We start from the raw sequence: 23,771 nt of genomic DNA on the forward strand, positions 1-23,771 counted from the left end.
CGACGGCCTCCCGGTGTGCTTGATCACTCAGACCTTCAGCGCGTGTGTAGCCGTCGCGCCACCGTCCGCCACGAACTCGGCGCCCGTACTGTACGAGCTTTCGTCACTGGCGAGGAAAACGGCGAGGTTCGCGATTTCCGACGGTTGCCCGGCACGGCCCAGCGCCACTTTTTTCGCCACCCACGACGTGTCGATTTCGACGCCCCCGGCGGCTTCGGAGACCATCTTCGTGTCGATCATGCCCGGATGGATGGAATTGACCCGGATCCCTTTCGGCCCCAGCTCGAGCGCGGCCACCTTGGTCATCCCGCGAATGGCGAACTTGCTCGCGGTGTAGGCGACCAGGAAAGGCATTCCGGCCAGTCCTTCCACTGAGGACACGTTGATGATCGAACCGTTCTGCGCATTCGACATCGGTTCAACGACCGAGCGCATGCCGAGAAACGCACCGATCTGGTTCACCCTGATCACGCGCTCGTAGTCGGCCAGCTTCGTCTTGCCCAGCTCGGAGAAGTGCAGGATGCCGGCGTTGTTGAGCAGCACCGTGAGCCCACCGAACTCGGTCACCGCGCGGTCCACCGCCGCGGTCCAGTCCTCCTCCGACGACACGTCGAGATGCTGGTAGAGCGCGCCCAGTTCGTCGGCGAGTGCCTTGCCCTCGTCATCGAGGATGTCCGCGATCAGCACCTTCGCGCCTTCTTCGGCGAACCGCCGGGCGGCCGCCGCGCCCTGCCCGCGTGCCGCGCCGGTGATCAGCGCGGTCTTCCCGTCCAGCCGGCCCATCTACATCAGCTCGTCGGTCAGCGGCAGGTACACGGACTTGAGCTCGGTGAACGCCTCGATCGACGACAACCCGCCCTCGCGGCCGAGCCCGGACTGCTTGAACCCGCCGAACGGCAGGTGCGGTTCGATCTGGAAGCCGTTCACGCCGATCGTGCCCGCGCGCAGTTTCCGCGAGACCCGGAACGCGCGCTGGGCGTCGGCGCTGAACACGCTCGCGCCGAGGCCGTACTCGGTGTCGTTCGCGAGCCGCACCGCTTCTTCTTCCTCGGTGAACGGGACGACCGCGAGCACCGGCCCGAAGATCTCCTCCTGCGCCACGGTCGCGTCGTTGGAGACGTCGGCGAAGATCGTCGGGGCGACGAAGTTGCCCGCCGCGAGGTCGCCGCCGAGCCGTTCGCCGCCGGTGACCAGCCGCGCGCCCTCCTCCTTGCCCTTCTCGATGTACCCGAGCACGCGGCCCAGCTGCCGCTCGTTGATCAACGGGGCGGAGATCACGCCGGGGTCGAACGGGTCGCCGTAGGTGATCGCGGCGGCCATGCCGTGCGCGGCGGCGATGAACTCGTCGTACACGTCGCGGTGCACGAGCGCCCGCGTGTTCGCGACACAGGCCTGACCGGACAGACCCATCGTGACCGCACCGATCGTTGTCGCGGCGGCGAGGCCGACGTTCGGCGCATCCGCGAAAACGAGGGCCGGGCTCTTGCCGCCGAGTTCCAGCGACACGCGCTTGAGCGTGCCCGCCGAAGCTTCGACGATGCGCTTGCCGACCGCGCGGCTGCCGGTGAAGCTGATCTTGTCGATGTCCTGGTGCGTGATCAGCGCCTCGCCGACCGGATCGCCCGGCCCGGTCACGACGTTGAGCGTGCCCGGCGGCAGCCCGGCGTCGGCCAGCAGCTCGACCATCCGCAGCACGGTGAACGTGCAGTACTCGGACGGTTTGAGCACGACCGTGCACCCCGCGGCGAGCGCCGGCGCGACCTTCTGCGCGAACAGCAGGAACGGTGCGTTCCACGGCAGGATCGCGGCCACCACACCGATCGGCTCGCGGAACGTCATCGCGAGATGGTCGCCGCCCTGGTACGGCGGCAGTGTCTGGCCGCCGAGCTTGTCGACCCAGCCGGCGTGGTGGTCGAACACGTCCGCGGCGGCTTCGACCGACGTCGCGTAGATGGTGCTGCTGAACGAGAGCGGCACCGAATTGTCCAGCGCCTGCAGGGCACGCAGCTGTTCGGCGTTCTCGCGCAGTAGTTCGCCGTAGCGGTGCAGGACCTTGATCCGCTTGCCGGCCCGCGCGTTCGACCAGGCGCCCGACTCGAAGGCACCGCGCGCGGCGGTGACGGCCGCGTCCACGTCGCCGGCGGTGGCGATCGCGAACTCGCCGACCGCCTCGCCCGTCGCGGGATGGTGGTGGGTCCAGGTCGCACCGCCCGTCCCCGGTCCCCACTGCCCATCGATGAGCAGCTGACCCGCCTTGAGACCGACGGATTCGCGGTGCGGTTGCACGGTGAGCGTCATAGCAACTCCTGACTGGCGAACATCTGGTCGCGGCCGGTGAAGTAGCCGGGCAGGCCGGAAAGCTCGGTGAGGTCCCAGGTCCGTTCGAGCGCGGGCGCCCGCACGAGCGCGACTTTTCCGCCGTGCACCACGAAGACCTGGCCGGTGATGTCCGCGGCCTCGGGCGAAGCGAGGAACTCGACGAACGGGGCCACGTGGTCGACCGACAACGGGTCGTCCCCCACGGGTGCTTCGCCGAAGGTGTCCTTGGTCATCGCGGTCCGCGCCCGGGGGCAGATCGCGTTGGCGCGCACGCCGTAGCGGGCGCAGCCGCGGGCGATTGAGACGGTGAGCGCCGCGATCCCGGCCTTCGCGGCGGCGTAGTTGGGCTGGCCCGGCGAGCCCATCAGGAACGCCTCGGACGCGGTGTTCACGATCCGCGCGTACACCGGCCGACCGTCCGCTTTGGACTGTTGCCGCCAGTGCGCGGTGGCGTTGCGGGACAGCAGGAAATGCCCGCGCAGGTGCACGCGGAGCACGAGGTCCCACTCGTCGTCGGACATCGAGAAGATCATCCGGTCGCGCAGCACACCGGCGTTGTTGACCACCACGTGCAGCCCGCCGAAGTGCTCCAGCGCGGCCTCGATCAGCGCGTCAGCCGTGTCCCGCTCGCCGACATCGCCCTTGACCAGCAGCGCCTTGCCGCCCGCGGCCTCGATCTCGTCGACGACGTCCGTCTCGGCGACGTCGTTGACCACGACCGAGGCGCCGCCGCGGGCCAGCGCCAGTGCCTCCGCGCGCCCCAGTCCCGCACCGGCACCTGTGACGATGGCAACTCTGTTCACAGGGCACAGACTAGAATCTGTTCTCGCTTAGAGCAAGCTCCCGTCAGTCGCGGATGAGCAGTGCATTCCTGGGGCACGACGCGACGGCTTGAGTAACACGTTCTACTTCGTCTTCGGGAACCTCGGGATGCTTGACGACCAGTTCGTCCTCGTCGTCCAACTCGAAGACCGCGGGCGCGAACCCGGCGCACACCTCGTTCGCCTCGCACAGGTCGCGGTCGACGTCGACGCGCATGACTTCCTCCCGTCCGGCACAGCTGGTAGAACTAGAACCTGTTCTAGACTAGCGCCGCGCCCGGTTCGCCACCAAGAACGAGCGGGGCAGGTGGAGGTGACGCATGCGGATCGACTACACGGCGGAACAGCGGGCGGTGCGCGACGAGCTGCGCGCGTACTTCGCCGAGCTGATGACGCCCGAACGGCGCGAATCCCTCGCAGCCGGTGGCGGAGAATACGGCGACGGCTTGGCGTACCAGGAAATCGTGCGCGACCTCGGCCGGGACGGCTGGCTCGCGATCGGCTGGCCGGCGGAGTACGGCGGTCAGGCCCGGCCGATGATGGACCAGCTCATCTTCACCGACGAGGCCGCCGTCGCCGGGGTGCCGGTGCCGTTCCTGACGGTCAACACCATCGGCCCGACGATCATGCGGTTCGGCACCGAAGACCAGAAGGCGTTCTACCTGCCGAAGATCGCCGCGGGCGAGCTGCACTTCTCGATCGGCTACTCCGAGCCCGAGGCCGGCACCGACCTCGCCTCCCTGAAGACACGGGCCGTGCGCGACGGCGACGACTACGTCATCAACGGCCAGAAGATGTGGACGAGCCTGATCGAGTACGCCGACTACGTGTGGCTCGCCGTGCGCACGGATCCGGAGGCCCGCAAGCACAAGGGCGTGAGCATCGTGATCGTGCCGACCAGCGCGGCGGGCTTCTCGTGGACGAAGGTTCGCACCGTCGCCGGGCCGGGCACCAGCGCCACCTACTACGACGACGTGCGGGTGCCGGTCGGCGCCCGGGTCGCCGACGAGAACGCCGGCTGGCCGCTGATCACCAACCAGCTCAACCACGAACGCGTCGCGTTGACGTCCGCCGCGCCCGTCCAGTCCGCGCTGGCCGAGGTCCGGCGGTGGGCGCAGGAGACCAAACAGCCCGACGGCAGCCGCGTGATCGACGCCGAGTGGGTGCGCCTGCACCTCGCCCGCGTGCACGCCCACGCGGAGTACCTGAAGCTGCGGAACTGGCGGATCGCCACGACGTCCGGGCTGAGCCCCGCGGAGGCGTCGGCCACCAAGGTGTTCGGCACGGAACTGGCGATCGAGGCCTACCGGTTGCTCATGGAGATCCTCGGCGCCGGTGCGGTCGTCCGCGAAGGCTCGCCCGGGGCCATGCTGCGCGGGCGGATCGAGCGCGCGCACCGCTCCGCGCTGATCCTGACCTTCGGCGGCGGCACCAACGAGATTCAGCGCGATCTCGTCGCCGCGACCGCACTCGGCCTGCCCGTCACGCGCTAGGAGGTCACGATGGATTTCACGCTGAGTGAGGCGCAGGAGGAGCTCGCCGGGCTGACCCGCCGCATCCTGGCCGACCGCCTTCAGCCGGGGACACACGGCGAGGGCGGGTTCGATGCCGCGCTGTGGAAGGAACTCGTCGCGGCGGGCGTCGCCGACGCGGACTTCGGGCTGCTCGAACAGTGCACGGTGCTGACCGAGATCGGCCGCGCGGTCGCCCCGGTGCCGTACCTGCCGACGCGCACCATGGCCGCGGCCGCGATCCTCACGTTCGGCACGCCCGAACAGATCGAGCGGTGGGCCATGCCCGCGGTCCGGGGTTCGCTGGTGCTCGCGGTCGCGCTGCCCGACGTCGGTGCGCCCAGCGGGTTCACGGCGGAGAACGGGCGCCTCACCGGCGTCCAGACCGCGGTGCCGTTCGGTGCGTTCGCGGACGCGTTCCTCATCCCGGCCGGCGACGGGGTTTACGTCGTCGAACAGGCGGAAGTCGAGGCGCAGAGCGTGATCGACACCGCCGACGCCGCGCTGGTGCGGCTGAACGACGCGCCGGGTGAGCTGCTGGGCAGCGGGATCGAGGAATGGCTGCGGCAGCACGGGACAGTCGGACTGTGCGCGCTGCAGCTGGGGGTGCTGGAGAGCGCCCTGCACCGGACGGCCGAGTATGCCAAGGAACGCAAGCAGTTCGACCATCCGCTGGCCGGGTTCCAGGCGGTGCGCCAACGGCTCGCCGACGCGTACATCGACGTCGAGGCCGTGCGCCTGTCGATGTGGCAGGCGGCGTGGCGGCTGTCCGAAGGCCTGCCCGCGGCGGAGGAGGTCGCGACGGCGAAGTACTGGGCCGCGGAGGCCGGGCATCGCGTCGCGCACACCGCCGTGCACCTGCACGGCGGGGTCGGGATCGACGTCGAGCATCCGGTGCACCGCTACTTCGCCGCGGCCAAACGGAACGAGTTCGCGCTCGGCGGCGCGACCGCGCAGCTGCGCGCGCTGGGTGAGCTGCTGGCCGCCGAACCGGCATGACCGTCACCGACCTGCTGCTCGCGCGCGCTCACGATCCACGACCGGGTCTGCGGTTCTCCGGCGAGTGCTACACCTGGGCCGAGCACGTGCGGGAGGCGGGCGCGTATGCCGCGCTGCTGCGGCGGATGCTGCGGCCGGACGCGCCGCCGCATGTCGGGATCCTCGCGGACAACGTGCCCGCGTTTTCGTTCCTGCTCGGCGGTTGCGCGCTGTCTGGGTCGGTGCTGGCCGGGTTGAACCCGGCGCGCCGAGGGGAGGCGCTGGCCCGCGACGTGCGGCTGGCGGACTGCCAGTTCGTGTTCGCCGAGCGACGGTATTTTCCGTTGCTCGAGGGGCTCGACGTGCCGGTCCACGAGCTCGCGCCTGCCGAACCCGCTCCGCTGGAAGCGGTTTCCGCCAGGCCGGACGATCTGCTGATGCTGATCTTCACGTCCGGTACGAGCGGCGAGCCGAAGGCGGTTCGCTGTACCCAGGACAAGATCGCGTTTCCCGGCCGGATGCTGGCCGAGCGGTTCGGACTGTCCTCTTCGGACACCGTGTACGTGTCGATGCCGATGTTCCACTCCAACGCGATCATGGCGGGCTGGGCCGTCGGGCTCGCGGCGGGCGCGACCATCGCGCTGCGACGCCGGTTCTCGGCATCCGGGTTCCTGCCCGAGGTCCGCGAGTTCGGTGCCACGTATGCGAACTACGTGGGCAAGCCACTGTCCTATGTGGTGAGTACGCCGGAGAAGCCGGACGACGCGGACAATCCACTGCGGCTCGTGTACGGAAACGAAGGCGCCGAAGCGGATCTCGCCGAGTTCGGCCGCCGCTTCGGCTGCCGTGTGGTCGATGCGTTCGGCTCGACGGAGGGCGGGATCGGGTTCTCGCGAACCCCGGACTCGCCGCCCGGTTCGCTCGGCCGCCCCACGGACGGGGTGCTGATCGTCGACCCGGAGACCGGAAAACCCTGTCCACCCCACGTCGTCGGGGAGCTGGTCAACACGGCGGGCGCGGGCGCGTTCGCGGGCTACTACCGCAACCCGGAGGCGGACGCAGAACGCCTGCGCGGCGGCTGGTACCACACCGGTGACCTGGCTTATGCCGACGAGAACGGGTTCTGCTACTTCGCCGGGCGGCTCGGCGACTGGCTGCGCGTCGACGGCGAAAACCTTGGTACGGCACCGATCGAGCGCATCCTGCTCCGTCACCCGAGCATCGCCGAGGCGGCCGTGTACGCGGTGCCTGATCCCGTGACCGGTGATCAGGTGATGGCGGCGCTGGTGCTGCGTGGTCCGCTCTCCGCGCCGGAGTTCGGTGATTTCCTTTCCGTGCAAGAAGATCTCGGCCCCAAGCAATGGCCGCGGTACGTACGCGTCGTCAAGGAACTGCCGCGGACGGCCACCTACAAGGTGATCAAACGGCATCTGGCAGGCGAGGGTACGCAACACGCGGACTGGTCACGCGCAGGATCCGGCTACCGGCCCGCTAGTCCACTGCGTTGATCGGCCGCAACCGCCGCGGCCCGGTGTCCGGCCGCGCCGGCGGCGGGCCGAGCACGATCCGCGCGTTGGCCACGAACGCGCCCTCGGGCGAGGCCATCACCGGGTCGAGGGTCAGCGCGCGCACCTCCGGGTTGTCCTCGGCGAGCGCCGCGACCCGCAGCACCATGTCCTGCAGCGCGGCCAGATCCGCGGGCTCGTCACCGCGATAGCCGGTCAGCAGCGGCGCGCTCTTCGGCTCGCGGATCAGCGTCGCGGCGTCGACGTCGGTCAGCGGCACCGCCCGGTACGCCCGGTCCCCCAGCAGAGTGCTGACCAGCCCGGACAGCCCGAACGACACGAGCGTGCCGAACGACGGATCGTCCTGCAGGCCGATCGAGCACGAAACCCCCTTCGGGGCCATCTTCTGCACGTACATCTCGTCCTCGTGGGACACCGTGCGCAGGTCCTCGTACCCACGCCGGACCGCGTCGGCGTAACCGAGATCCAGCCGCACCCCGGCGAGATCCGGGCGGCCGCGCAGCCGCTCGTCGACCGCCTTCACGGTGACCGGGTACCCGATCTCCTCGGCGGCCGCGACCGCGCCGTCGGCGCTGTCCACGACCCGGAACCGCACCACATCGATGCCGTAGCAGCCCACCAGCCGCACGACCTCGTCGTCTTCGAGCACGATGTTCTTGTCACCACCGGCCAGCAGCTCGCGCACGATCTCCTGGGCCGCTTCGGCGTGCACACCGGACGGACGCACGAGATTCCCTTGTGGACGCTGGCGCCACGCGGCATAGCGGATGACCTTCGCCAGCGCGGCGACGGCCCGTTCCGGGCTCGCGAACGACGGGATCGAACCGTGGCCGGGCGACCCGTCCGGGCCGATGACGGCCAGTTCCGCCGGGACACCCTCGGCCGCCAGGAACGTGGACACGATGGGCTTGCGCTGGTCCAGACCATGCACGACTTCGCGCAGCGCCCTGGCGTAGGCGGTCCCGGGCACCGCGAGCGGCGGCACGAACACGACGACGAGCGCGTCGGTGTCCGGCGAGACGAGGGCCTCGCGCACGGCGGCGGCGAACTCCTCCGGACCGGCCTGCGCCCCGACGTCCACTGGTTCGAACGCCACCCGCAGTCCCTGCGCCCGCGCGGTGTCCGCGGCCAGCAGCCCGATCGCGCTGGAGTTGCCGACGATGCCGACCCGGGAGCCGGCGGGCAGCGGCTGGTGCGCGAACACGAGCGCGGTGTCGAACAGCTGCGCCAGGTTCTCCACCCGCACCACACCGGCCTGCTCGAACAGTGCCTGCACGCTCGCCTCGTCGACCTCCGTGGAGTTCGCGGCCAGCTGCGGGCGCACCGCGTGGCGACCGGACTTCACCGCGACGATCGGCTTGGTGCGGCCGAGCCTCCTCGCGAGCCGCGCGAACTTGCGCGGGTTGCCGAACGACTCCAGATACAGCAGCACGAGATCGGTGGCCGGGTCGGTTTCCCAGTACTGCAGCAGATCGTTGCCGGACACGTCGGCCCGGTTCCCGGCCGACACGAACGTCGACAGGCCGAGCCCGCGCTGCCCGGCGTCGGCGAGGATCGCGCTGCCCAGCGCACCGGACTGGCAGAAGAACCCGGCGCGGCCGCGGGCGGGCAGGCGCGGCGCGAGGGTCGCGTTGAGCCGGACCGCGGGATCGGTGTTGAGCACGCCGAGCGCGTTCGGCCCGACGACGCGCATCCCGTGCGCGCGGGCCTCGCCGACGAGCCGCAGCTCGGCATGCAGGCCGTGCGGCCCGGCCTCGGCGAACCCGGCGCTGACGATGAGCAGTGTCTTGACACCTTTGACCAGCGCACCGTCCAAAACGGACTCGACCTGGTCGGCGGGCACCGCGACGACGGCGAGGTCCACCGGGTCGGGGATCTCCAGCACGGACTTGTAGGCACGCACGCCGCGCACCGAATGGTGTTCGGGATTGACCGGGTAGATGGTGCCGGCGAAGTCGGCGGCCAGCAGGTTCGACAGCACCGCGTAGCCGACCTTGGTGGGATCCTTGCTGGCCCCGATGACCGCGACCGAGCTGGGATGCAGCAGGTTGTGCACGCTGCGCGCCTCGGCGGCCTGCTCGCGGGCGCGCGCGACAGCGAGGGACTCCTCGGTGGACTCGATGTCGAACTCCAGGTGCAGCACGCCTTCCTCGATGGCGCGGCTCACCTGGTAGCCGGCGTCGCGGAAGACGCGCACCATGGCGGAGTTCTCGGCGAGCACCTCGGCGACGAAACGGCGCAACCCGCATTCGGACGCGGCGGCGGCCAAGTGCTCCAAAAGGATCGAGCCGAGTCCGCGGCCCTGGTGGGCGTCGTCCACGACGAACGCCACCTCGGCGGACGGCCCGTGGTTGAGCCGCTCGTACCGCCCGACGGCGACGATGTCGTCACCCAGCAACGCGATGAACGCGACCCGGTCGTGGTGATCGACGGTGGTGAACCGTTCGAGGTCTCGCTGCGGGATGCGCGGGTACGCCCCGAAGTAGCGCAGGTAGCGGGTGCGTTCGGAGAGCCTGCCGTGGAAGGCGACGAGCCGTTCGGCGTCGCTGGGCACGATCGGTCGCAAGTGGACCACGCCGCCGTCGGAGAGCACGACGTCGGCCTCCCACTTGCGCGGGTAGTCGTAGGGATCGCGCGGGCCGTGCCCGGTTGTGCCGTCGTCGCCGGTGCTCATGTCGTTCAGTCTCTCGGATCGTCCGGGTCCAGGCCGTGCAGCGGGAAGACGGCTCGCCGGGTGTCGCGGATCGCGATGTCCACCGGGTCGTCGTCCCCGTCGCCCCAGGGCCGGTACGTGGTGTCGGCGCCGTCGGACATCACCGTGGGCAGCTCGGCCCTCGGCGCGGCCTGGCGCACCATGTCCATCCAGCCCGGCGGGATCGGGGTCGACGGCTCGACGTCGCGGTTGAGCACCGTCGCCAGCAGATGTGTCCACGACCGCGGCACGACCCGGATCAGCTGGTACCCGCCGCCACCGATCGCGAGCCACTTCCCGCCCGCGTAGCGCTCGGCGAGCTCACGCAGGGTCGCGTAGATCGTGCGGTGCCCGTCGACCGAGAGGGACAGGTCGGCGAGCGGGTCCTCCTCGTGCGAGTCGACCCCGCACTGGGTGACCAGCAGCTGCGGCTGGAACTCCTGCAGGAGGGAGGGCACCACCGCGTGGAAGGCGCGCAGCCAGCCCGGGTCGTGGGTGCGCGGGGGCAGCGGGATGTTCACCGCCGTGCCGTCTGCCTTGCCCTTTCCGGTCTCCGCGGAGTAGCCGGTACCGGGCCAGAGTGTGAAGGGATGCTGGTGCAGGGAGACGGTGAGCACCCGCGGGTCCTCGTAGAACGCGGCCTGCACCCCGTCGCCGTGGTGGACGTCGGTGTCGATGTACGCGATCCGGTCGAAGCCGTGGTCGAGCAGCCAGGAGATGGCGATGGCGCAGTCGTTGTAGACGCAGAACCCGGCGGCGTGGTCGCGCATGGCGTGGTGCAGGCCGCCGGCGACGTTCACCGCGCGGCGCGCCTCGCCCTCGGCGATCTTGCGGGCGGCGAGCAACGTCGAGCCCACCACCAGCGCGGTCGAGTCGTGCATGCCGCTGAACACCGGGTTGTCCGCGGTGCCCAGCCCGTGGCCGACGTCCCAGCCGGCCATCGGTGCCTGCTTGACCGCCTCGAGGTACTCGGCCGAGTGGACCCGCAGGAGTTCGGTGTCGCTCGCGGCCTCGGGGACGAGCAGCGGGACGTCGTCGAGTACACCCAGCTCGGTGGCGAGCCGGATGGTCAGCTGGAGCCGCACGGGATTGAACGGATGCTCGCCGCCGAGGTCGTAGCCGAGCAACGCGGGGTCCCAGACGACGGCGGGCGGCTCCATGCGGTCCGATGGTACCGGGGTGAGGCGGGTTTTCCGGCCCGGTCACCCCGGCTCTGTGTCGGTGCCAGCGACTACGATGAATACCTGCGGACGAAGGGGACATCGTGAACGATCTCATCGACACCACAGAGATGTACTTGAAAACCATCTTCGAGCTCGAAGAGGAGGGTGTCGTGCCGCTCCGCGCCCGCATCGCCGAGCGGCTGGAGCAGAGTGGTCCCACGGTGAGCCAGACCGTGGCGCGGATGGAGCGGGACGGCCTGGTGCGCGTCGCCGACGACAGGCATCTGCAGCTGACCGACCACGGGCGGGAGCTGGCCACCGCCGTCATGCGCAAGCACCGGCTCGCCGAGCGGCTGCTGCTGGACGTCATCGGGCTGGAGTGGGAGCAGGTGCACGCCGAGGCGTGCCACTGGGAGCACGTGATGAGCGAGGCGGTGGAGCGGAAGCTGATCAGCCTGCTCGACCACCCGACCACGTCGCCCTACGGCAACCCGATCCCAGGTTTGGACAAGCTGGACCGCGCGGCCCGGCCCGCGCCGCCCGCGGAGGCGGACCTGATCCGGCTGGACGAGTTCGCCCGGGCCGGGGGTGGCTCGGCGGAGATCCGCCGGATCGCGGAGCACGTGCAGCTGGACGAGAAGCTGATGGTCGACCTCAAGCAGGTCGGCGTCGTGCCGGGCACCACGGTCAAGGTCGGCCGCGCCACCGGCGGCGGCACGGTCGAGGTCACCGGCCACACCGCCTCGGTGCAGGTACCCATGGCGGTGCTGCACGCGGTACTGGCCCAGGCCCGCTGACCGGCGCCGGCCCGGAGGTCCGCGCACAAGGCGCCGCCTCGGCGGTCCGCGTACAAGGCGTCGCCCTGGGCGCTCGGCGTACAAGGCGTCGCTGCGGGCGCTCGGCGTACGAGGCGTTCCCCGGAAGCTCCGCGCACGAGTGGGCGTGACCGTGCGCGGTCCGGTGTGGCTGGCATCGGCGCCGTGAGCCGTAGGTCCGCGCGGCTGTTTCCGCGGCGTCGCCGGGCACACGATGGCGGCGCCCTGAGCGAGCTCTCGCCTATGCCTGCCCCCTGAGCCCCCGCTCTGCAGAACCCTGAGCTCCCGCTTATCCCAGCACCCTGAGTTCGCACCTATGCCGACCCCCTGAGCGCCCGCGATGCCAGCGCCTTGAGCTCTCGCTGTGCCGACACCCTGAGTTCTCGCTGCGCTGGCACCTTGCGCTCCCGCTATGCCAGCACCTGCGCTCGCGCTTATCCCAGCACCTGCGCTCCCGTTGTGCCGGGCACCCTGAGCCCCGCTATGCCGAACCCTGCGCTCCTGACACGCCGGCACCCTGAGCTGAGGGGCGTTCGGCTGGTCGTCCCAGCGGTCGCACGGCCTCGGGCGGGCGGCATGGTCACGTCCTGGGGTTTCGTTCTGTCCGCACTCGTCCCGGTGTGCACCGCCTGGCGCCGGACCGGGGATCTTCCGGCACACTGGGACGACGGTCCCGGCAGGACGGGACCGCGGAGCCCCGGGTCACGAGCCCGGATTCCGGTCGCGGTGGTGGGGACGGGTCCCCGGGCGAAATGAGTGAGGGTTGAACGAGAACCAGAGCCGGTTCCAGGCGCACGAAGCAGCCACGGAGGCGTTCCGCTCGGTACACGGCACGGCACCCCAGGGGGTGTGGTCCGCACCAGGGCGGGTCAACCTGATCGGCGAGCACACCGATTACAACGACGGCTTCGTCCTGCCTTTCGCCCTGCCCCACCGGATCGCCGCTGCCGCGTCGCCGCGCGAGGACCAGGTGCTGAGGGTCGCGACGCTCGGCTCCGACGGGCGGATCCAGCAAGCCGACCCGATCGACATCACCTCCCTGCGGCCCGGCACCGTCGACGGGTGGGCCGCCTACCCCGCCGGGGTCGCCTGGGTGCTACGTGACCATGGTCTCGACCGCGGCGCCGACCTCGTGCTGGCCGGTGACGTGCCCACGGGCGCTGGTCTGTCCTCCTCTCATGCGCTCGAATGCGCGGTTTCGCTCGCTTTGCTCGGTCTCGACGGGCAGGAGCTTGACCAGCCCGGTACACCGGAACGGATGAAGATCGCCCGCTGGGTGCAGCGCGCGGAGAACGACTTCGTCGGCGCGCCGACCGGCCTACTCGATCAGACCGCGTCCCTGTGCTGCACCGCGTCGAACGTGTTGTTCCTCGACGTGCGCTCCGGCGAGACCGAGCAGGTGCCGTTCGACACCGCGGCCGTCGGGCTGCGGATCGTCGTGATCGACACGCGCACGAAACACTCGCACAGCGAGTCCGGCTACGGCGAGCGCCGCCGCGGCACTGAGCGCGCCGCCGACCTGCTCGGTATCAAGGCGCTGCGCGACGTCGCGATGGCCGACCTGGACGCCACGCTCGGTCGCCTGCCCGCCGAGCTGGTGCCACTGGTCCGGCACGTCGTGACCGAGAACCAGCGGGTGCTCGACGTGGTCGGCCTGCTGCACGCCGGGCGGCTCGAGGACATCGGCCCGTTCCTGGACGCCTCGCACGTGAGCATGCGGGACGACTACCGGATCTCCACCGTCGAGCTGGACACCGCGGTCGAGGCCGCCAAGGCAGCGGGTGCCCTGGGCGCACGCATGACGGGTGGCGGTTTCGGCGGTTCGGCGATCGCGCTGGTGCCCGAGTCGAAGATCGGCGACGTCGAGGCGGGTGTCACGGCGGCTTACGAGGCCGAGGGCTGGCGTCCCCCGCGCACGTTCGTCGCGGTGCCGTCCGCCGGGGCGGGACGCGACGCGTGACGGACTGTCCTCGGGCGAGCGCGTCCTGTGCGGGGCTCACAGCGGGATGGTCCACACTGGGCGCCACCAGCTCTATCCAGTCTCCGAGAAAGGCTCCCGAGCACTCATGGCCCTCAAACTGATCGTCACCGGCGGCGCCGGGTACGTCGGCAGCGTCTGCGCGGCCAAGCTCCTCGAAGCCGGGCACCAGGTCGTCGTGGTGGACGACCTGTCGACCGGGCACGCCGACGCCGTGCCTGAGGGCGCCCGGTTCGTCGAGGGCGACGCCGCCGACACGACCGCTTCGCTGCTGGGCGAAGGCTTCGACGGCGTGCTGCATTTCGCCGCCAAGTCGCTGGTCGGCGAGTCCATGAGCGACCCGGGGAAGTACTGGCGCGGCAACGTGTTCACCGCGATCCGGCTGCTCGACGCGATGCGTGAGCACGGCACCCCCCGGCTGGTGTTCTCCTCGACCGCCGCGACCTATGGCGAGCCGGAAAGCTCGCCGATCCCCGAGACGGCGCCCACCCGGCCGACCAACACCTACGGCGCGACCAAGCTGGCGATCGACCACGCCATCACCAGTTACGCCCGCGCGCACGGGCTCGCCGCGGTGAGCCTGCGGTATTTCAATGTCGCGGGCGCATACGGCCGGTTCGGCGAGCGGCACGCCACCGAGACCCACCTGATCCCGCTCGTGCTGCAGGTCGCCACCGGGGACCGGGAGCGGGTGCAGATCTTCGGCGAGGACTACCCCACCGACGACGGCACTGCGGTCCGCGACTACATCCACGTCGCCGACCTGGCCGACGCGCACCTGCTGGCGGTGCAGCACGCCGCCGCCGGTGAGCACCGCATCTACAACCTGGGCAACGGCACCGGGTTCTCGGTGCGGCAGGTGATCGAGACCTGCCGGACGGTCACCGGGCACGAGATCCCCGCCGCCGCCGCGCCGCGCCGCGCCGGTGACCCGGCCGTCCTCGTCGCCGCCAGCGACCGGGCCCGCGAGGAGCTCGGCTGGAAGCCCGAGCGCGCCGATCTGCACGGCATCGTCAGTGACGCCTGGCGCTTCACCCAGGAACGACGCGAAGCCTGACGCGGCGCTCCGGCGCGCGAGCAGGGCGATATCGGGTGTAGTGGTGTGGGCTAGGCCATGCTCGCCGTCGGGAACTGCGCCTACGAGGGGTTTGGGCGGAAGCCTGAACTCGCGCATCTGCAGGACACCGTGACTGACGCCTGGTGGTTCACGCAGGAACGGCGCATAGCCTGAGGCGGCACTCCGACGCGCGAGCCGGGCGGTAACCGGGTCCGCAGCGCGGGCAAGGCCGTGCTCGCCACCGCCAACTGGGTCCGCCAGAGGTCCGGGTGGAACCGCGAACGCACGGATCTTTGCCCAAGAACCGCACGAAGCCGAGGCAGCACTCCATTGCACGAGCCGGGCGATGACGGGGTCCGCCAGGGGCTCGGGTGGAAGCGCGAACGCGCGCCTCGGCGCGACATCGTGAGTGGCGCCTCGTGCTTCACCCGGGAACGGCGCGAAGTGTGAGGCGACGGTTCGGCGCGCGAGCCGGGCGGGAGCGGGCTTCACGGCGTGGGCCATGGCGGTGGCCCTGGCCCGCTCGCCGCCAGTGGGCGGGTCCGCGGAGAGCCTCGGTGGGTGGCCGAGGGTGTGGATCTGCGGGGCAACGTCAGCGACGCCTCGCGATTTGGGCAAGAAGCGTGCCGCGCGGAGGAGTCGGCGAGCGCGCGTCGCGGCGCGGGCTCCGTTGGTGTCCCGGTGGCAGCCAGCGGCCGCAAGGAGCTTGGCGCGGAGCCGGAGCACGCGGACCTGGACACCACTGTGAGCGGCACCTGGGATCGGCGCCCGGTTGGAGGCTGGGCGGCGGCGCACAAAACGCACTATCGCCAGCTTCACGGCGCAGGCACCCACAACGCGTCCAGGTGGTCGGTCTTGCCGAGACCGCGGATCCGGTCGGGATGGACGCCTCGGCTCAGGCAGGTGGAGAGCAGCGCGGCCAGGGTGTGACCCGGGTTGGCTTCCCGGGCGTTGTCCACGGCAAGCCCGGCCAGAGCGCCTTCGCCGCGCTGGTACGCCGAGTAGCACAGCAGCGCCGCCGGTTCCGCCCGTTCCGGCGCCGGGGTGCGGCGGACCAGTTCCAGCCACAACCGTTCCGCGTCGAGGCAGGTGTGCTCGACGAGCGGCAGCGCGAGGCAGGTGTCACGGATCGGCGTCTGGGAAAGCGCCAGCGCGAGACCGACCACCTGATTGTCCGAAAAGGACAATTCTCGCCGGCGCATCCTGTTCAGCGCGACGCGGACGACCTCGAACCCTTCCCTCACCAGAAGTTCGTCGTCGGTAAAGGAACTCAGCACGTCCGTCGCCGCGGTGAGCAGCTTGGCACGCCGGGCGAGCGCCGGAGCATCGTCCGGGACCAGCAGGCGTGCGAGTTCCTCGCGGCTGCCGAACGTGACCTGGCCGGCCGCCGTGAAGGCGGTGGCGGTCACCGTGCTGGTGTCGTCGGGCAGCACGCCGCACTGGCCGTCGTCATAGGCGGCCCACCGCGCGCCCTTGCGGATTTCCTGCGCCCACAAGGGATACGGCACCTGCCACCCCACCCCGGCCAACGCCTCGCGCAGCCGATCGACCAGCTGCCGGTGTGGCGGGCCCGACGAGGGCGGCGGATGCGCCGGGTTCCGTCCGATGAGGACGATGACGACCGTCCCGACATGATGATCCAGGAGGAGGGGTAGCAGCGTCTGCACGGCCTCGTTCTCGTGCTCTGCCGTCGGCAGGCCGCCACGCACGACGGGTCCGACCCGGCTGCCGCCGGGACCGCCGAGCCCGAGCAGAACTATCGAGTCCGCGGGCCGGAACCCCAAGAGGGGCGGCACAGCCGCGATGAGCTGGGCGGGATCGCTGAGACTGACGCCGACCCCGCCGCCAGGGAGGATCTTCGTGGTGGTGGTCACGGACTCCACGATGACGGATCAGGGCACCGCGGCGGGAGGAAAGGTTCGCGGGCTGTGGACAACCGGGGTGTTGTGGACAACTCGGGCAGGTCCACAAAGGACAGGTTGCCTCCACCCCTGGGTTGAGGCAGGGTCAACCCGGAAGCCACCCGCCTGCCGATGCGCCGACCCCGCCGGGCGAAGAGACTGAATCCATGGAGATCTTGCTCTACATCGTGATCGCCGCCTTTGTCGTCTGGCGGGTCGTGTACCGGCAACTGCGCGGCAGCATGATCACCGTGCGCGGACTGGTGCTGTTCCCCGGCATCCTGCTGGTGCTGGGCGTCGTCAACAGCGCCCGCGCGCTGCCCGGCGCGTCCGGCGGCGAGCTCGGACTGCTCGCGATCGACCTGGTAATCCTGGTCGTGCTCGGCATCGCCCGCGCCTCGAGCACCCGGTTGAGCACCCGCGACGGATACGCCTTCCAGAAGGGCACCACGGTGACCCTGGTGCTCTGGCTGGTGACGATCGCGGTCCGGATCGGGTTCGGCGTCGCCGGCACGAAGATGGGACTCGCGGGCCCGCTCACGTCGTCGTCGATCCTGCTCTCGCTGGGCTTGAGCATCGGCGTCCAGAACGCGCTCGTCTACAGCCGGGCACGCCGCCGCCAGCTCCCGATCGCCGCGAACAGGACAGAGATCGCCCGGGACTGAGGCATCCTGAACGGCATGACCTTCGGCATCAGGCGGGAACGGTTCTCGCTGGGGCTGGACTCGCTGCGCTGGCTGCTCGTGTTCATCCCGCTGGTGAGCATGATCCCCCGGTACACGGTGTGGACCTGGCCGATCGCCGTCGTGGCGCTGGTCGCGTCGGTGCCGATACTGTGGCTGCCGCTCCGGCCCGCCTGGCTCTTGCCCACCGGCCTGTTCGTCCTGGCGGCCGCCAGCGGCGCACTGTGGGTGCTGCGCCCGGAAAGCCTCATCTCGGTGATCGTGTTCTCGACGATCTTCCTCACGGCGCGCTTCGTGTCGCTGCGAGCGGCGATCGCGATCGGTGCCGTCGTAGCCGCCACGATCGCGGCCCTGTTCCTGCGCTACGACGTGAGCCTGCGCAACGCATTGCTGGACGTATCGCTGGTCGCCGTCACGACCCTGCTCGGGCTGAACCGGCGGGCCCGGATGGCGCGGATCGAGCAGACCGAGCTCGCGCTCGCCCGCGCCCGCACGGCCACCGAGGAGCACGCGCTCGCCGCCGCGCTCGCCGAACGGGCGCGGATCGCGCGGGAACTGCACGACGTGCTCGCCCACTCCCTCTCCGGGCTCGCGCTGAACCTGCAGGGCGCGCGCCTGATGCTGGTCCGCGACGGCGCGAACCCCGACGTTGTCGCGCAGCTCGAGCGCGCCCAGAAGCTGGCCGTGGACGGGCTCGCCGAGGCACGCCAGGCTGTCGCGACGCTGCGCGAGGATCCGGTGCCGGTGGAACGCGCTGTCGAGGACCTGCTCGCGGGCTATCGGCTCGACACCGGCGTGCACGCGGAACTGACCGTGCGCGGCGAGCCCCGCGCGCTCGACCCGGCCACCGGCACCACGTTGCTGCGGACCGTGCAGGAAGCGCTTTCCAACACCCGCAAGCACGCGCCCGGCGCTCGCGTGCAGGTCGAACTGGTCTACTCGGCCAGGGAGGTCGAAGTGGTCGTCCTCGATCATCAGGGCAGGCGTCCCACGCCGGGCGCGAGCGCGGGCTACGGTTTGCGGGGGATGCGCGAACGCGCCGAGCTGCTCGGCGGGCGGCTCGCTGCGGGGCCAGTGGAGGACGGATGGCGGGTACAGCTGACGGTGCCGGCGTGAAGCCGCTACGCGTGGTCCTCGCCGATGATCAGGCCGTCGTCCGCGAAGGCCTGATGACCTTATTGGGGCTGCTGCCCGAGGTCGAGGTGGTGGGCGCCGCCGCGGACGGGGTCGAGGCGGTCGCACTGGTCGCCGCGCACAAACCCGATGTGCTGCTGGTGGACCTACGGATGCCGCGCTGCGACGGGGTCGCGGCGACGGCACGCGTGCGCGCCGAGCACCCCGGCACCGAGGTGGTGGTCCTGACCACCTACGCCGACGACGACTCCCTGCTGTCCGCGTTGCGCGCCGGCGCGCGAGGTTACCTGACCAAGGACGCCGACGCCGAGTCGATCGTGCGGGCGCTCCGCTCGGCCGCGAGCGGGATGTCCACAGTGGACTCCGAACTGCAGCGACGGCTCGTCGAAGCCGCGAGCCGGGCCCAAGTGCCGCGCACGCACGAGGCCGAGGGACTGACCGCGCGAGAGATCGAAGTGCTCCGGCTGATCGCGGCCGGGCTGTCCAACACGGAAATCGCCCGCACGCTCGTCATCACCGAGGCGACGGTCAAGACGCACGTCAATCACCTCTTCGCGAAAGCGGGCCTGCGCGATCGCGCGCAGGCAGTCGCGTTCGCCTACCGGACCGGGCTCGTGCAGCATTAACTGAAGCGTTACGGTCACCGACCCGATCGGGCAATCCGCCTCGCGCCTACTGGAGTGGTGCGCTGGCACCTCGGACTACCTCTCGTGACCACGGCGGTGCTGATCGCCGTCCTCGTCGCCGGATCGGGCAGTCTCACCGACACCCCGCCACCGGCCGTCGCGGTCGAGCCGGTCCCGACCACCACCGCGGCGGAAACCACGCCGACGTTCGACGCGAGCGGCTTGCCCCGTGCCGTGAGCGACGCGGTCAACGACGTCGTGCCGCACACCGACCTCGGCTTCGCCTTGTTCGACACGCGGGCCGGCCGGACGATCGCGGCCCTCGACGCGGATGAGCCGTTCTACACGGCATCCTTGGTGAAGCTGCTCATCGCCCTCGACGTCCTGTCCACCGGCGACTGGCACGTCCCGGCGGAACCGCTGCGTGCCGATCTCACCGCCATGATCGCGGCCAGCCACGACGGCATCGCCGAGTCCCTCTGGAACTCCGGCGGCCGCTCGGCGATCGTCACCCGGATGGCCAAGATCGCCGGCCTTCAGCACACGAGGCCACCCGCGATCAGTGACCAGTGGGAGATGACGAGCACCACCGCGAGTGACATCGTGACCCTCTATCGATACCTCACCACCCAGGTGCCCTTAGCCGCGCGAGACTTGATTCTCGGCGCCATGGCGGCCGCGACGAACCCTGCCGCCGACGGGTTCGCACAGTACTTCGGCATTCCCGACGGGCTGCCCGGCGAGAAGTGGGCGATCAAGCAGGGCTGGATGGAAATTCAGCGCGCGGTCGTGCTCAACACGAGCGGACTGGTCGGCTCGCGCTACGTCGTGGTGCTGCTCGCCGAGCTTCCGCTGAGCACTTCGTACGTGCAAGGCCGGGCCGCGGTGACCGCGGGAATCGCCGCCGTGGCACCGGCACTCACCGAACAACCGTTGTCACGTAAGGAAAACTAGCGGCCAGGCGGCGGGATCAGCCGTGCGCGATGTACGCCTGGAGTTGCTCGTGACTCGTCTCGAGCTCCTCGATCCGGGTCTTCACGACGTCGCCGATGCTGACGATGCCCACGAGCCGGCCGCCGTCGAGCACCGGGATGTGCCGGACGCGGCGTTCGGTCATCAGCACGCTCAGATCGTCCACCGAATCCTGCGGCGTGCACGTCGCGACGACCGTCGTCATGATCTCCGAGACCGGCCGGTCCAGCAGCCCTTCACCACGCTCGTGCAGCTTGCGCACGACATCGCGCTCCGACACGATGCCCGCGACCCCGTCGGGGCCGATGACCGGCATCGCGCCGATATTGTGCTCGGCGAGCCCGGCCAGCAACTCTCTGACCGTGGTCGCCGGAGCGACCGTGGCCACCGAGGTGCCCTTGTTACGCAAGACGTCCGCGATCCTCATCGGGCACCTCCGGGGTAGTGACCTGGTTCACAACAGGTTAAGGCCCGCCGGGCGATCACGAAAGCCACGATCCGGGCGAAGCGCCACGGCGCACCGGTGCGCGAGCGGGGTTTGCCGGGAACGCGTTCGGTGTCACAAGCCGTTGGACCGACCGGGTGACACGTTGGGAAGAAGCGGCGAACGCCCGTCGCGCAGCGTTCGCGGCACATTCGGGCGATACGGTTTTCCCAGCCATACGGCGGTAATCGAACCGGCACTGGAAATGGTCTCCACCTGGCAGACTGGTCGGCATGGCTGAAGAAGACCCGTTTCTCTGGCTCGAGGACGTGACCGGGGAGGCGGCACTCGACTGGGTGCGCCTCCGCAATGCCGAGACCCTCGAGGAAATGACCGGCAGTGAATCGTTCGAGCGGTTCCATACCGAGATCCGTCAGGTACTCGACGCCGATGACCGGATTGCCTACATCCGGAGACGCGGCGAGTACTTCTACAACTTCTGGCAGGACGCGAAAAATCCGCGCGGGTTGTGGCGCCGCACCACACTGGAGTCGTATCGCGAGGACCGTCCGAACTGGGACGTGCTGCTCGACGTCGACGCGCTCGCCGAAGCTGAAGGCGAGAACTGGGTGTGGCAGGGTGCGAGCGTCCTGCGGCCCGGTTACCGGCGCGGCCTGATCGAGCTTTCGCGCGGCGGCGCGGATGCGACGGTCGTCCGCGAGTTCGATCTCGATCAGCGCGAGTTCGTCGAGGACGGATTCCGGTTGCCCGAAGCCAAAAGCCGGGTCGGCTGGATCAACGAGAACCTGATCTATGTCGGCACCGATTTCGGCGAGGGTTCACTGACCACGTCGGGATATCCGCGGGTGATCAAGGAATGGCGCCGCGGGACGCCGCTCGCGAAGGCCACGATGGTCTACGAAGGGAAGCCGGAGCACGTTACGGCATTTGGCTTCCACGATTCGACGCCGGGCTTCGAACGCGATTTCGTCGGTAGTTCACCGGATTTCTACCGAGTCGAAAAATACCTGCGCACCCAGGACGGTCTGGTGCACCTCGACGTACCCGAGGACGCTCAAACGAGCGTGCATCGCGAATGGCTGCTGATCCGTACCCGGTCGCCGTGGACGGTCAGCGAACGCGACTACGACGCGGGCACGCTGCTCGCCGCTCGCTTCGACGACTATCTCGCCGGCTCGCGTGAGCTGACCGTGCTGTTCGAGCCCGACGCGCGAACTTCGCTCTTGGACTACGACTGGACGCGGCACCACCTGCTGCTCACGACACTGTCCGACGTGCGCACCGAACTGCACGTGCTGACGCCGGCCGAGGGCTGGCGCCGCGAGCCGATGCCCGCCGGGCCCGAGCTCGGTATCGCCCAGATCCTGGACACCGATCCGGACGAATCCGACGAGTACCTGTTGAGCACCAGTGGTTTCACCGAGCCGCCGACACTGAAGTACGGGCACGTCGGCGGTGCGGTCGAAGTCCTCAAGCAGTCCCCCGAGCGCTTCGACGCCGAAGGCATGACGGTCGACCAGTACTTCGCGACCTCGCTGGACGGCACCGCGATCCCGTATTTCGTGGTGCGGCCGAAGGCGGCCGGCGGCCCGACCATGCTGACCGGCTACGGCGGATTCGAGGTTTCACGGCTGCCGGACTACAGCGGGGTGCTCGGTCGCGGCTGGCTCGCGCGCGGCGGGACGTACGTGCTCGCGAACATCCGCGGCGGCGGCGAGTACGGGCCTTCCTGGCACACCACGGCAATGAAGGAGAACCGGCACCTGGTGTACGAGGATTTCGCCGCTGTGGCACGGGATCTCGTCGACCGCGGCATCACGACGCGCGAGAAGCTGGGCACGCACGGCGGCAGCAACGGCGGCCTGCTGATGGGCGTCATGCTGACCCGGTACCCGGAGCTGTTCGGCGCGATCGTGTGCCAGGTGCCGCTGCTGGACATGCGCCGCTACCACCTGCTGCTCGCCGGCGCGTCCTGGATGGCCGAGTACGGCGACCCGGACGATCCGGCGCAGTGGGAGTACATCGGCGAGTACTCGCCGTACCAGAACGTCCACAGTGGACGCGACTACCCGCCGACGCTGTTCATGACGTCCACAAGGGACGATCGGGTGCATCCTGGGCACGCGCGGAAGATGGTCGCGAAGATGCGCGAGCAGGGGTACGGCGTGCGCTACCACGAGAACATCGAGGGCGGGCACGGGGCCGCGGCGGACAACGAGCAGCTGGCGCGGAAGTGGGCGCTGCTGTTCGAGTTCCTGTGGTCGCAGCTCAAGTACTAATGGCGCTCGGCGAGGTACTGCTCGAAGGTGACCTTCCCGTCGGCGTGCTCCGGCGTGAGGTTCGCGCCGGCGCGGAAGGCCCGGGCCGCCTTGCCGGGTAAGGAGATCGCCACGACGGGCTTGTCGCGGCCGACCGCGGCGAGATAGGTCCGGGCGAGATCGGTGGAATCGCGAACCTCCGGGCCGCCCATGTCCGGCACGCGGCCCGAAGGCTGTCCCAGCGCGAGTTCGACCAGCCGGTCGGCGACCTCACGGACGTCGACCGGCTGGAACCGGCCCTTGAGTGTGAAAGTGACCGGCAGGCGCAGCTGGGCCTTGGTGAGCCCGGCGACCAGGTCGTGGAACTGGGTGGCGCGCAGGATCGTCCACGGCAGGCCGGACTCCTGGATGAGCCGCTCGGTCGCGAGCTTCGCGTTGTAGTACAGGAACGGGATCTTCTCGATGCCGACGATCGAGATGTACACCAGGTGCGCGCCGCGGGTGGCCTCGATCAGCCTGCGCGTGGTGGCGGCGTCTCCCCCGCCGCTCGCGCCCGTCGCACAATGCACGATCGTGTCGGCGCCCTCGGTCGCCTCGGCGATTCCGGCGCCAGTCTTGAGATCGCCCGTGCGCCAGGCATACGGCGTGCCCACGGGGGCGGGCTTCCGGCTGAGCACGCGGATCTCGCGCCCGTCGCCCAGCAACCGCTTCGCCACGACACGACCGAGCGCGCCGGTGCCGCCGGTGACCAGAATCGTCTCGCTCACGATTCCTCCTTCGTCACGGGATTCCAGACTCCCGCACACGAGACGAAACAGCGACCCGGAAGGTGACAGGGGTATCGCGAACATGGTCCGACCTTCAGCGCGGTCTTTGCGGCCAAACAGAAAAG

The 23,771-nt window shown here is 70.1% G+C and carries 20 protein-coding genes; 11 read left to right on the forward strand and 9 right to left on the reverse strand.

Translation table 11 applies throughout. The features are described 5' to 3' along the window. Positions 1-27 precede the first annotated feature (27 nt). Genes LOZ83_RS03240 through LOZ83_RS03255 form a run of 4 tightly spaced genes read right to left on the reverse strand, consistent with a single transcriptional unit; the run spans position 28 to position 3,357 of the window. The gene (locus LOZ83_RS03240; RefSeq protein ID WP_236788620.1) at positions 28-783 is read right to left on the reverse strand and encodes a glucose 1-dehydrogenase; all 756 of its coding nucleotides are present in this window, start codon (positions 781-783) and stop codon (positions 28-30) included. Continuing rightward, complete coding sequence (locus tag LOZ83_RS03245) at positions 784-2,298, reverse strand: aldehyde dehydrogenase (protein WP_236788621.1); 1,515 nt, start codon at positions 2,296-2,298, stop codon at positions 784-786. Beyond that, a complete protein-coding gene (locus LOZ83_RS03250; protein WP_236788623.1) occupies positions 2,295-3,122 on the reverse strand; it encodes an SDR family NAD(P)-dependent oxidoreductase in 828 nt (275 codons plus the stop codon). Before LOZ83_RS03250 ends, LOZ83_RS03245 begins: the two co-directional genes overlap by 4 nt. 43 nt (positions 3,123-3,165) lie before the next feature. Then, complete coding sequence (locus LOZ83_RS03255; protein WP_236788624.1) at positions 3,166-3,357, reverse strand: ferredoxin; 192 nt, start codon at positions 3,355-3,357, stop codon at positions 3,166-3,168. A 103-nt stretch (positions 3,358-3,460) separates the two neighbouring features. On the opposite strand from LOZ83_RS03255, the gene LOZ83_RS03260 reads away from it, so the two are divergent. From LOZ83_RS03260 to LOZ83_RS03270, 3 genes are read left to right on the forward strand one after another with little or no spacing between them, the layout of a single operon-like run. Next, positions 3,461-4,633, forward strand: coding sequence for an acyl-CoA dehydrogenase family protein (locus tag LOZ83_RS03260; protein WP_236788630.1), 1,173 nt, complete (start codon positions 3,461-3,463; stop codon positions 4,631-4,633). A gap of 9 nt (positions 4,634-4,642) precedes the next feature. Continuing rightward, complete coding sequence (locus tag LOZ83_RS03265; RefSeq protein ID WP_236788633.1) at positions 4,643-5,650, forward strand: acyl-CoA dehydrogenase family protein; 1,008 nt, start codon at positions 4,643-4,645, stop codon at positions 5,648-5,650. Beyond that, the gene (locus LOZ83_RS03270) at positions 5,647-7,137 is read left to right on the forward strand and encodes a long-chain-fatty-acid--CoA ligase (RefSeq protein WP_236788634.1); all 1,491 of its coding nucleotides are present in this window, start codon (positions 5,647-5,649) and stop codon (positions 7,135-7,137) included. Before LOZ83_RS03265 ends, LOZ83_RS03270 begins: the two co-directional genes overlap by 4 nt. On the opposite strand, the gene LOZ83_RS03275 is transcribed toward LOZ83_RS03270, so the two are convergent. Then, the gene (locus LOZ83_RS03275; RefSeq protein WP_236788637.1) at positions 7,121-9,829 is read right to left on the reverse strand and encodes a bifunctional GNAT family N-acetyltransferase/acetate--CoA ligase family protein; all 2,709 of its coding nucleotides are present in this window, start codon (positions 9,827-9,829) and stop codon (positions 7,121-7,123) included. The genes LOZ83_RS03270 and LOZ83_RS03275 overlap by 17 nt on opposite strands. Before the next feature lie 5 nt (positions 9,830-9,834). Then, a complete protein-coding gene (locus LOZ83_RS03280; RefSeq protein WP_236788639.1) occupies positions 9,835-11,007 on the reverse strand; it encodes an acetoin utilization protein AcuC in 1,173 nt (390 codons plus the stop codon). 104 nt (positions 11,008-11,111) lie between these two features. On the opposite strand from LOZ83_RS03280, the gene LOZ83_RS03285 reads away from it, so the two are divergent. The 3 genes from LOZ83_RS03285 to galE all read left to right on the forward strand — a co-directional run bounded on the left by LOZ83_RS03285 (position 11,112) and on the right by galE (position 14,860). Further along, a complete protein-coding gene (locus LOZ83_RS03285) occupies positions 11,112-11,807 on the forward strand; it encodes a metal-dependent transcriptional regulator (RefSeq protein WP_236788642.1) in 696 nt (231 codons plus the stop codon). Positions 11,808-12,588: 781 nt separating this feature from the next. Beyond that, positions 12,589-13,785 carry a galactokinase gene (gene galK, locus LOZ83_RS03290; protein WP_236788643.1) on the forward strand — a complete coding sequence of 399 codons (1,197 nt, stop codon included), beginning with the start codon at positions 12,589-12,591 and terminating at the stop codon, positions 13,783-13,785. Positions 13,786-13,891: 106 nt separating this feature from the next. Beyond that, on the forward strand, positions 13,892-14,860 hold the full coding sequence (galE, locus tag LOZ83_RS03295) for a UDP-glucose 4-epimerase GalE (RefSeq protein WP_236788645.1): 969 nt from the start codon (positions 13,892-13,894) through the stop codon (positions 14,858-14,860). Between the two features lie 815 nt (positions 14,861-15,675). Here the strand turns inward: galE and LOZ83_RS03300 are convergent. Next, positions 15,676-16,734: a DUF4192 domain-containing protein gene (locus LOZ83_RS03300; RefSeq protein WP_236788647.1), complete on the reverse strand. Its 1,059-nt coding sequence runs from the start codon at positions 16,732-16,734 to the stop codon at positions 15,676-15,678. Positions 16,735-16,928: 194 nt separating this feature from the next. Here LOZ83_RS03300 and LOZ83_RS03305 point away from each other — a divergent pair, with 194 nt between their 5' ends. From LOZ83_RS03305 to LOZ83_RS03320, 4 genes are all read left to right on the forward strand, one after another. Then, on the forward strand, positions 16,929-17,426 hold the full coding sequence (locus tag LOZ83_RS03305; RefSeq protein WP_236788649.1) for a hypothetical protein: 498 nt from the start codon (positions 16,929-16,931) through the stop codon (positions 17,424-17,426). 15 nt (positions 17,427-17,441) lie between these two features. Continuing rightward, positions 17,442-18,560: a sensor histidine kinase gene (locus tag LOZ83_RS03310; protein ID WP_236788650.1), complete on the forward strand. Its 1,119-nt coding sequence runs from the start codon at positions 17,442-17,444 to the stop codon at positions 18,558-18,560. Then, positions 18,530-19,204, forward strand: a complete 675-nt coding sequence (locus LOZ83_RS03315) for a response regulator transcription factor (protein ID WP_236788652.1) — start codon at positions 18,530-18,532, stop codon at positions 19,202-19,204. The genes LOZ83_RS03310 and LOZ83_RS03315 overlap by 31 nt, the downstream gene beginning before the upstream one ends. 84 nt (positions 19,205-19,288) lie before the next feature. Further along, entirely contained in the window at positions 19,289-20,158 is an 870-nt protein-coding gene (locus LOZ83_RS03320) for a hypothetical protein (protein WP_236788654.1), read from the forward strand. A 16-nt stretch (positions 20,159-20,174) separates the two neighbouring features. Here the strand turns inward: LOZ83_RS03320 and LOZ83_RS03325 are convergent, their stop codons facing one another. Continuing rightward, a complete protein-coding gene (locus tag LOZ83_RS03325; protein ID WP_236788656.1) occupies positions 20,175-20,603 on the reverse strand; it encodes a CBS domain-containing protein in 429 nt (142 codons plus the stop codon). Between the two features lie 290 nt (positions 20,604-20,893). Here LOZ83_RS03325 and LOZ83_RS03330 point away from each other — a divergent pair, with 290 nt between their 5' ends. Next, the gene (locus tag LOZ83_RS03330; protein WP_236788658.1) at positions 20,894-22,900 is read left to right on the forward strand and encodes a prolyl oligopeptidase family protein; all 2,007 of its coding nucleotides are present in this window, start codon (positions 20,894-20,896) and stop codon (positions 22,898-22,900) included. Here LOZ83_RS03330 and LOZ83_RS03335 read toward each other — a convergent pair. Then, positions 22,897-23,646 carry an SDR family oxidoreductase gene (locus LOZ83_RS03335; protein WP_236788659.1) on the reverse strand — a complete coding sequence of 250 codons (750 nt, stop codon included), beginning with the start codon at positions 23,644-23,646 and terminating at the stop codon, positions 22,897-22,899. The two genes, LOZ83_RS03330 and LOZ83_RS03335, sit on opposite strands and share 4 nt — an antisense overlap. Between the last annotated feature and the right edge of the window lie 125 nt (positions 23,647-23,771).

This window comes from Amycolatopsis sp. GM8 (assembly GCF_021653975.1).
Lineage (GTDB): Bacteria > Actinomycetota > Actinomycetes > Mycobacteriales > Pseudonocardiaceae > Amycolatopsis_E.

Coding starts and splice junctions, on each gene's coding strand:
- LOZ83_RS03240 (WP_236788620.1), bottom strand. CDS start 783: ATGGGCCGGCTGGACGGGAAGACCGCGCTGATCACCGGCGCGGCACGC.
- LOZ83_RS03245 (WP_236788621.1), bottom strand. CDS start 2,298: ATGACGCTCACCGTGCAACCGCACCGCGAATCCGTCGGTCTCAAGGCG.
- LOZ83_RS03255 (WP_236788624.1), bottom strand. CDS start 3,357: ATGCGCGTCGACGTCGACCGCGACCTGTGCGAGGCGAACGAGGTGTGC.
- LOZ83_RS03260 (WP_236788630.1), top strand. CDS start 3,461: ATGCGGATCGACTACACGGCGGAACAGCGGGCGGTGCGCGACGAGCTG.
- LOZ83_RS03265 (WP_236788633.1), top strand. CDS start 4,643: ATGGATTTCACGCTGAGTGAGGCGCAGGAGGAGCTCGCCGGGCTGACC.
- LOZ83_RS03270 (WP_236788634.1), top strand. CDS start 5,647: ATGACCGTCACCGACCTGCTGCTCGCGCGCGCTCACGATCCACGACCG.
- LOZ83_RS03275 (WP_236788637.1), bottom strand. CDS start 9,829: ATGAGCACCGGCGACGACGGCACAACCGGGCACGGCCCGCGCGATCCC.
- LOZ83_RS03280 (WP_236788639.1), bottom strand. CDS start 11,007: ATGGAGCCGCCCGCCGTCGTCTGGGACCCCGCGTTGCTCGGCTACGAC.
- galE (WP_236788645.1), top strand. CDS start 13,892: ATGGCCCTCAAACTGATCGTCACCGGCGGCGCCGGGTACGTCGGCAGC.
- LOZ83_RS03305 (WP_236788649.1), top strand. CDS start 16,929: ATGGAGATCTTGCTCTACATCGTGATCGCCGCCTTTGTCGTCTGGCGG.
- LOZ83_RS03310 (WP_236788650.1), top strand. CDS start 17,442: ATGACCTTCGGCATCAGGCGGGAACGGTTCTCGCTGGGGCTGGACTCG.
- LOZ83_RS03315 (WP_236788652.1), top strand. CDS start 18,530: ATGGCGGGTACAGCTGACGGTGCCGGCGTGAAGCCGCTACGCGTGGTC.
- LOZ83_RS03325 (WP_236788656.1), bottom strand. CDS start 20,603: ATGAGGATCGCGGACGTCTTGCGTAACAAGGGCACCTCGGTGGCCACG.
- LOZ83_RS03330 (WP_236788658.1), top strand. CDS start 20,894: ATGGCTGAAGAAGACCCGTTTCTCTGGCTCGAGGACGTGACCGGGGAG.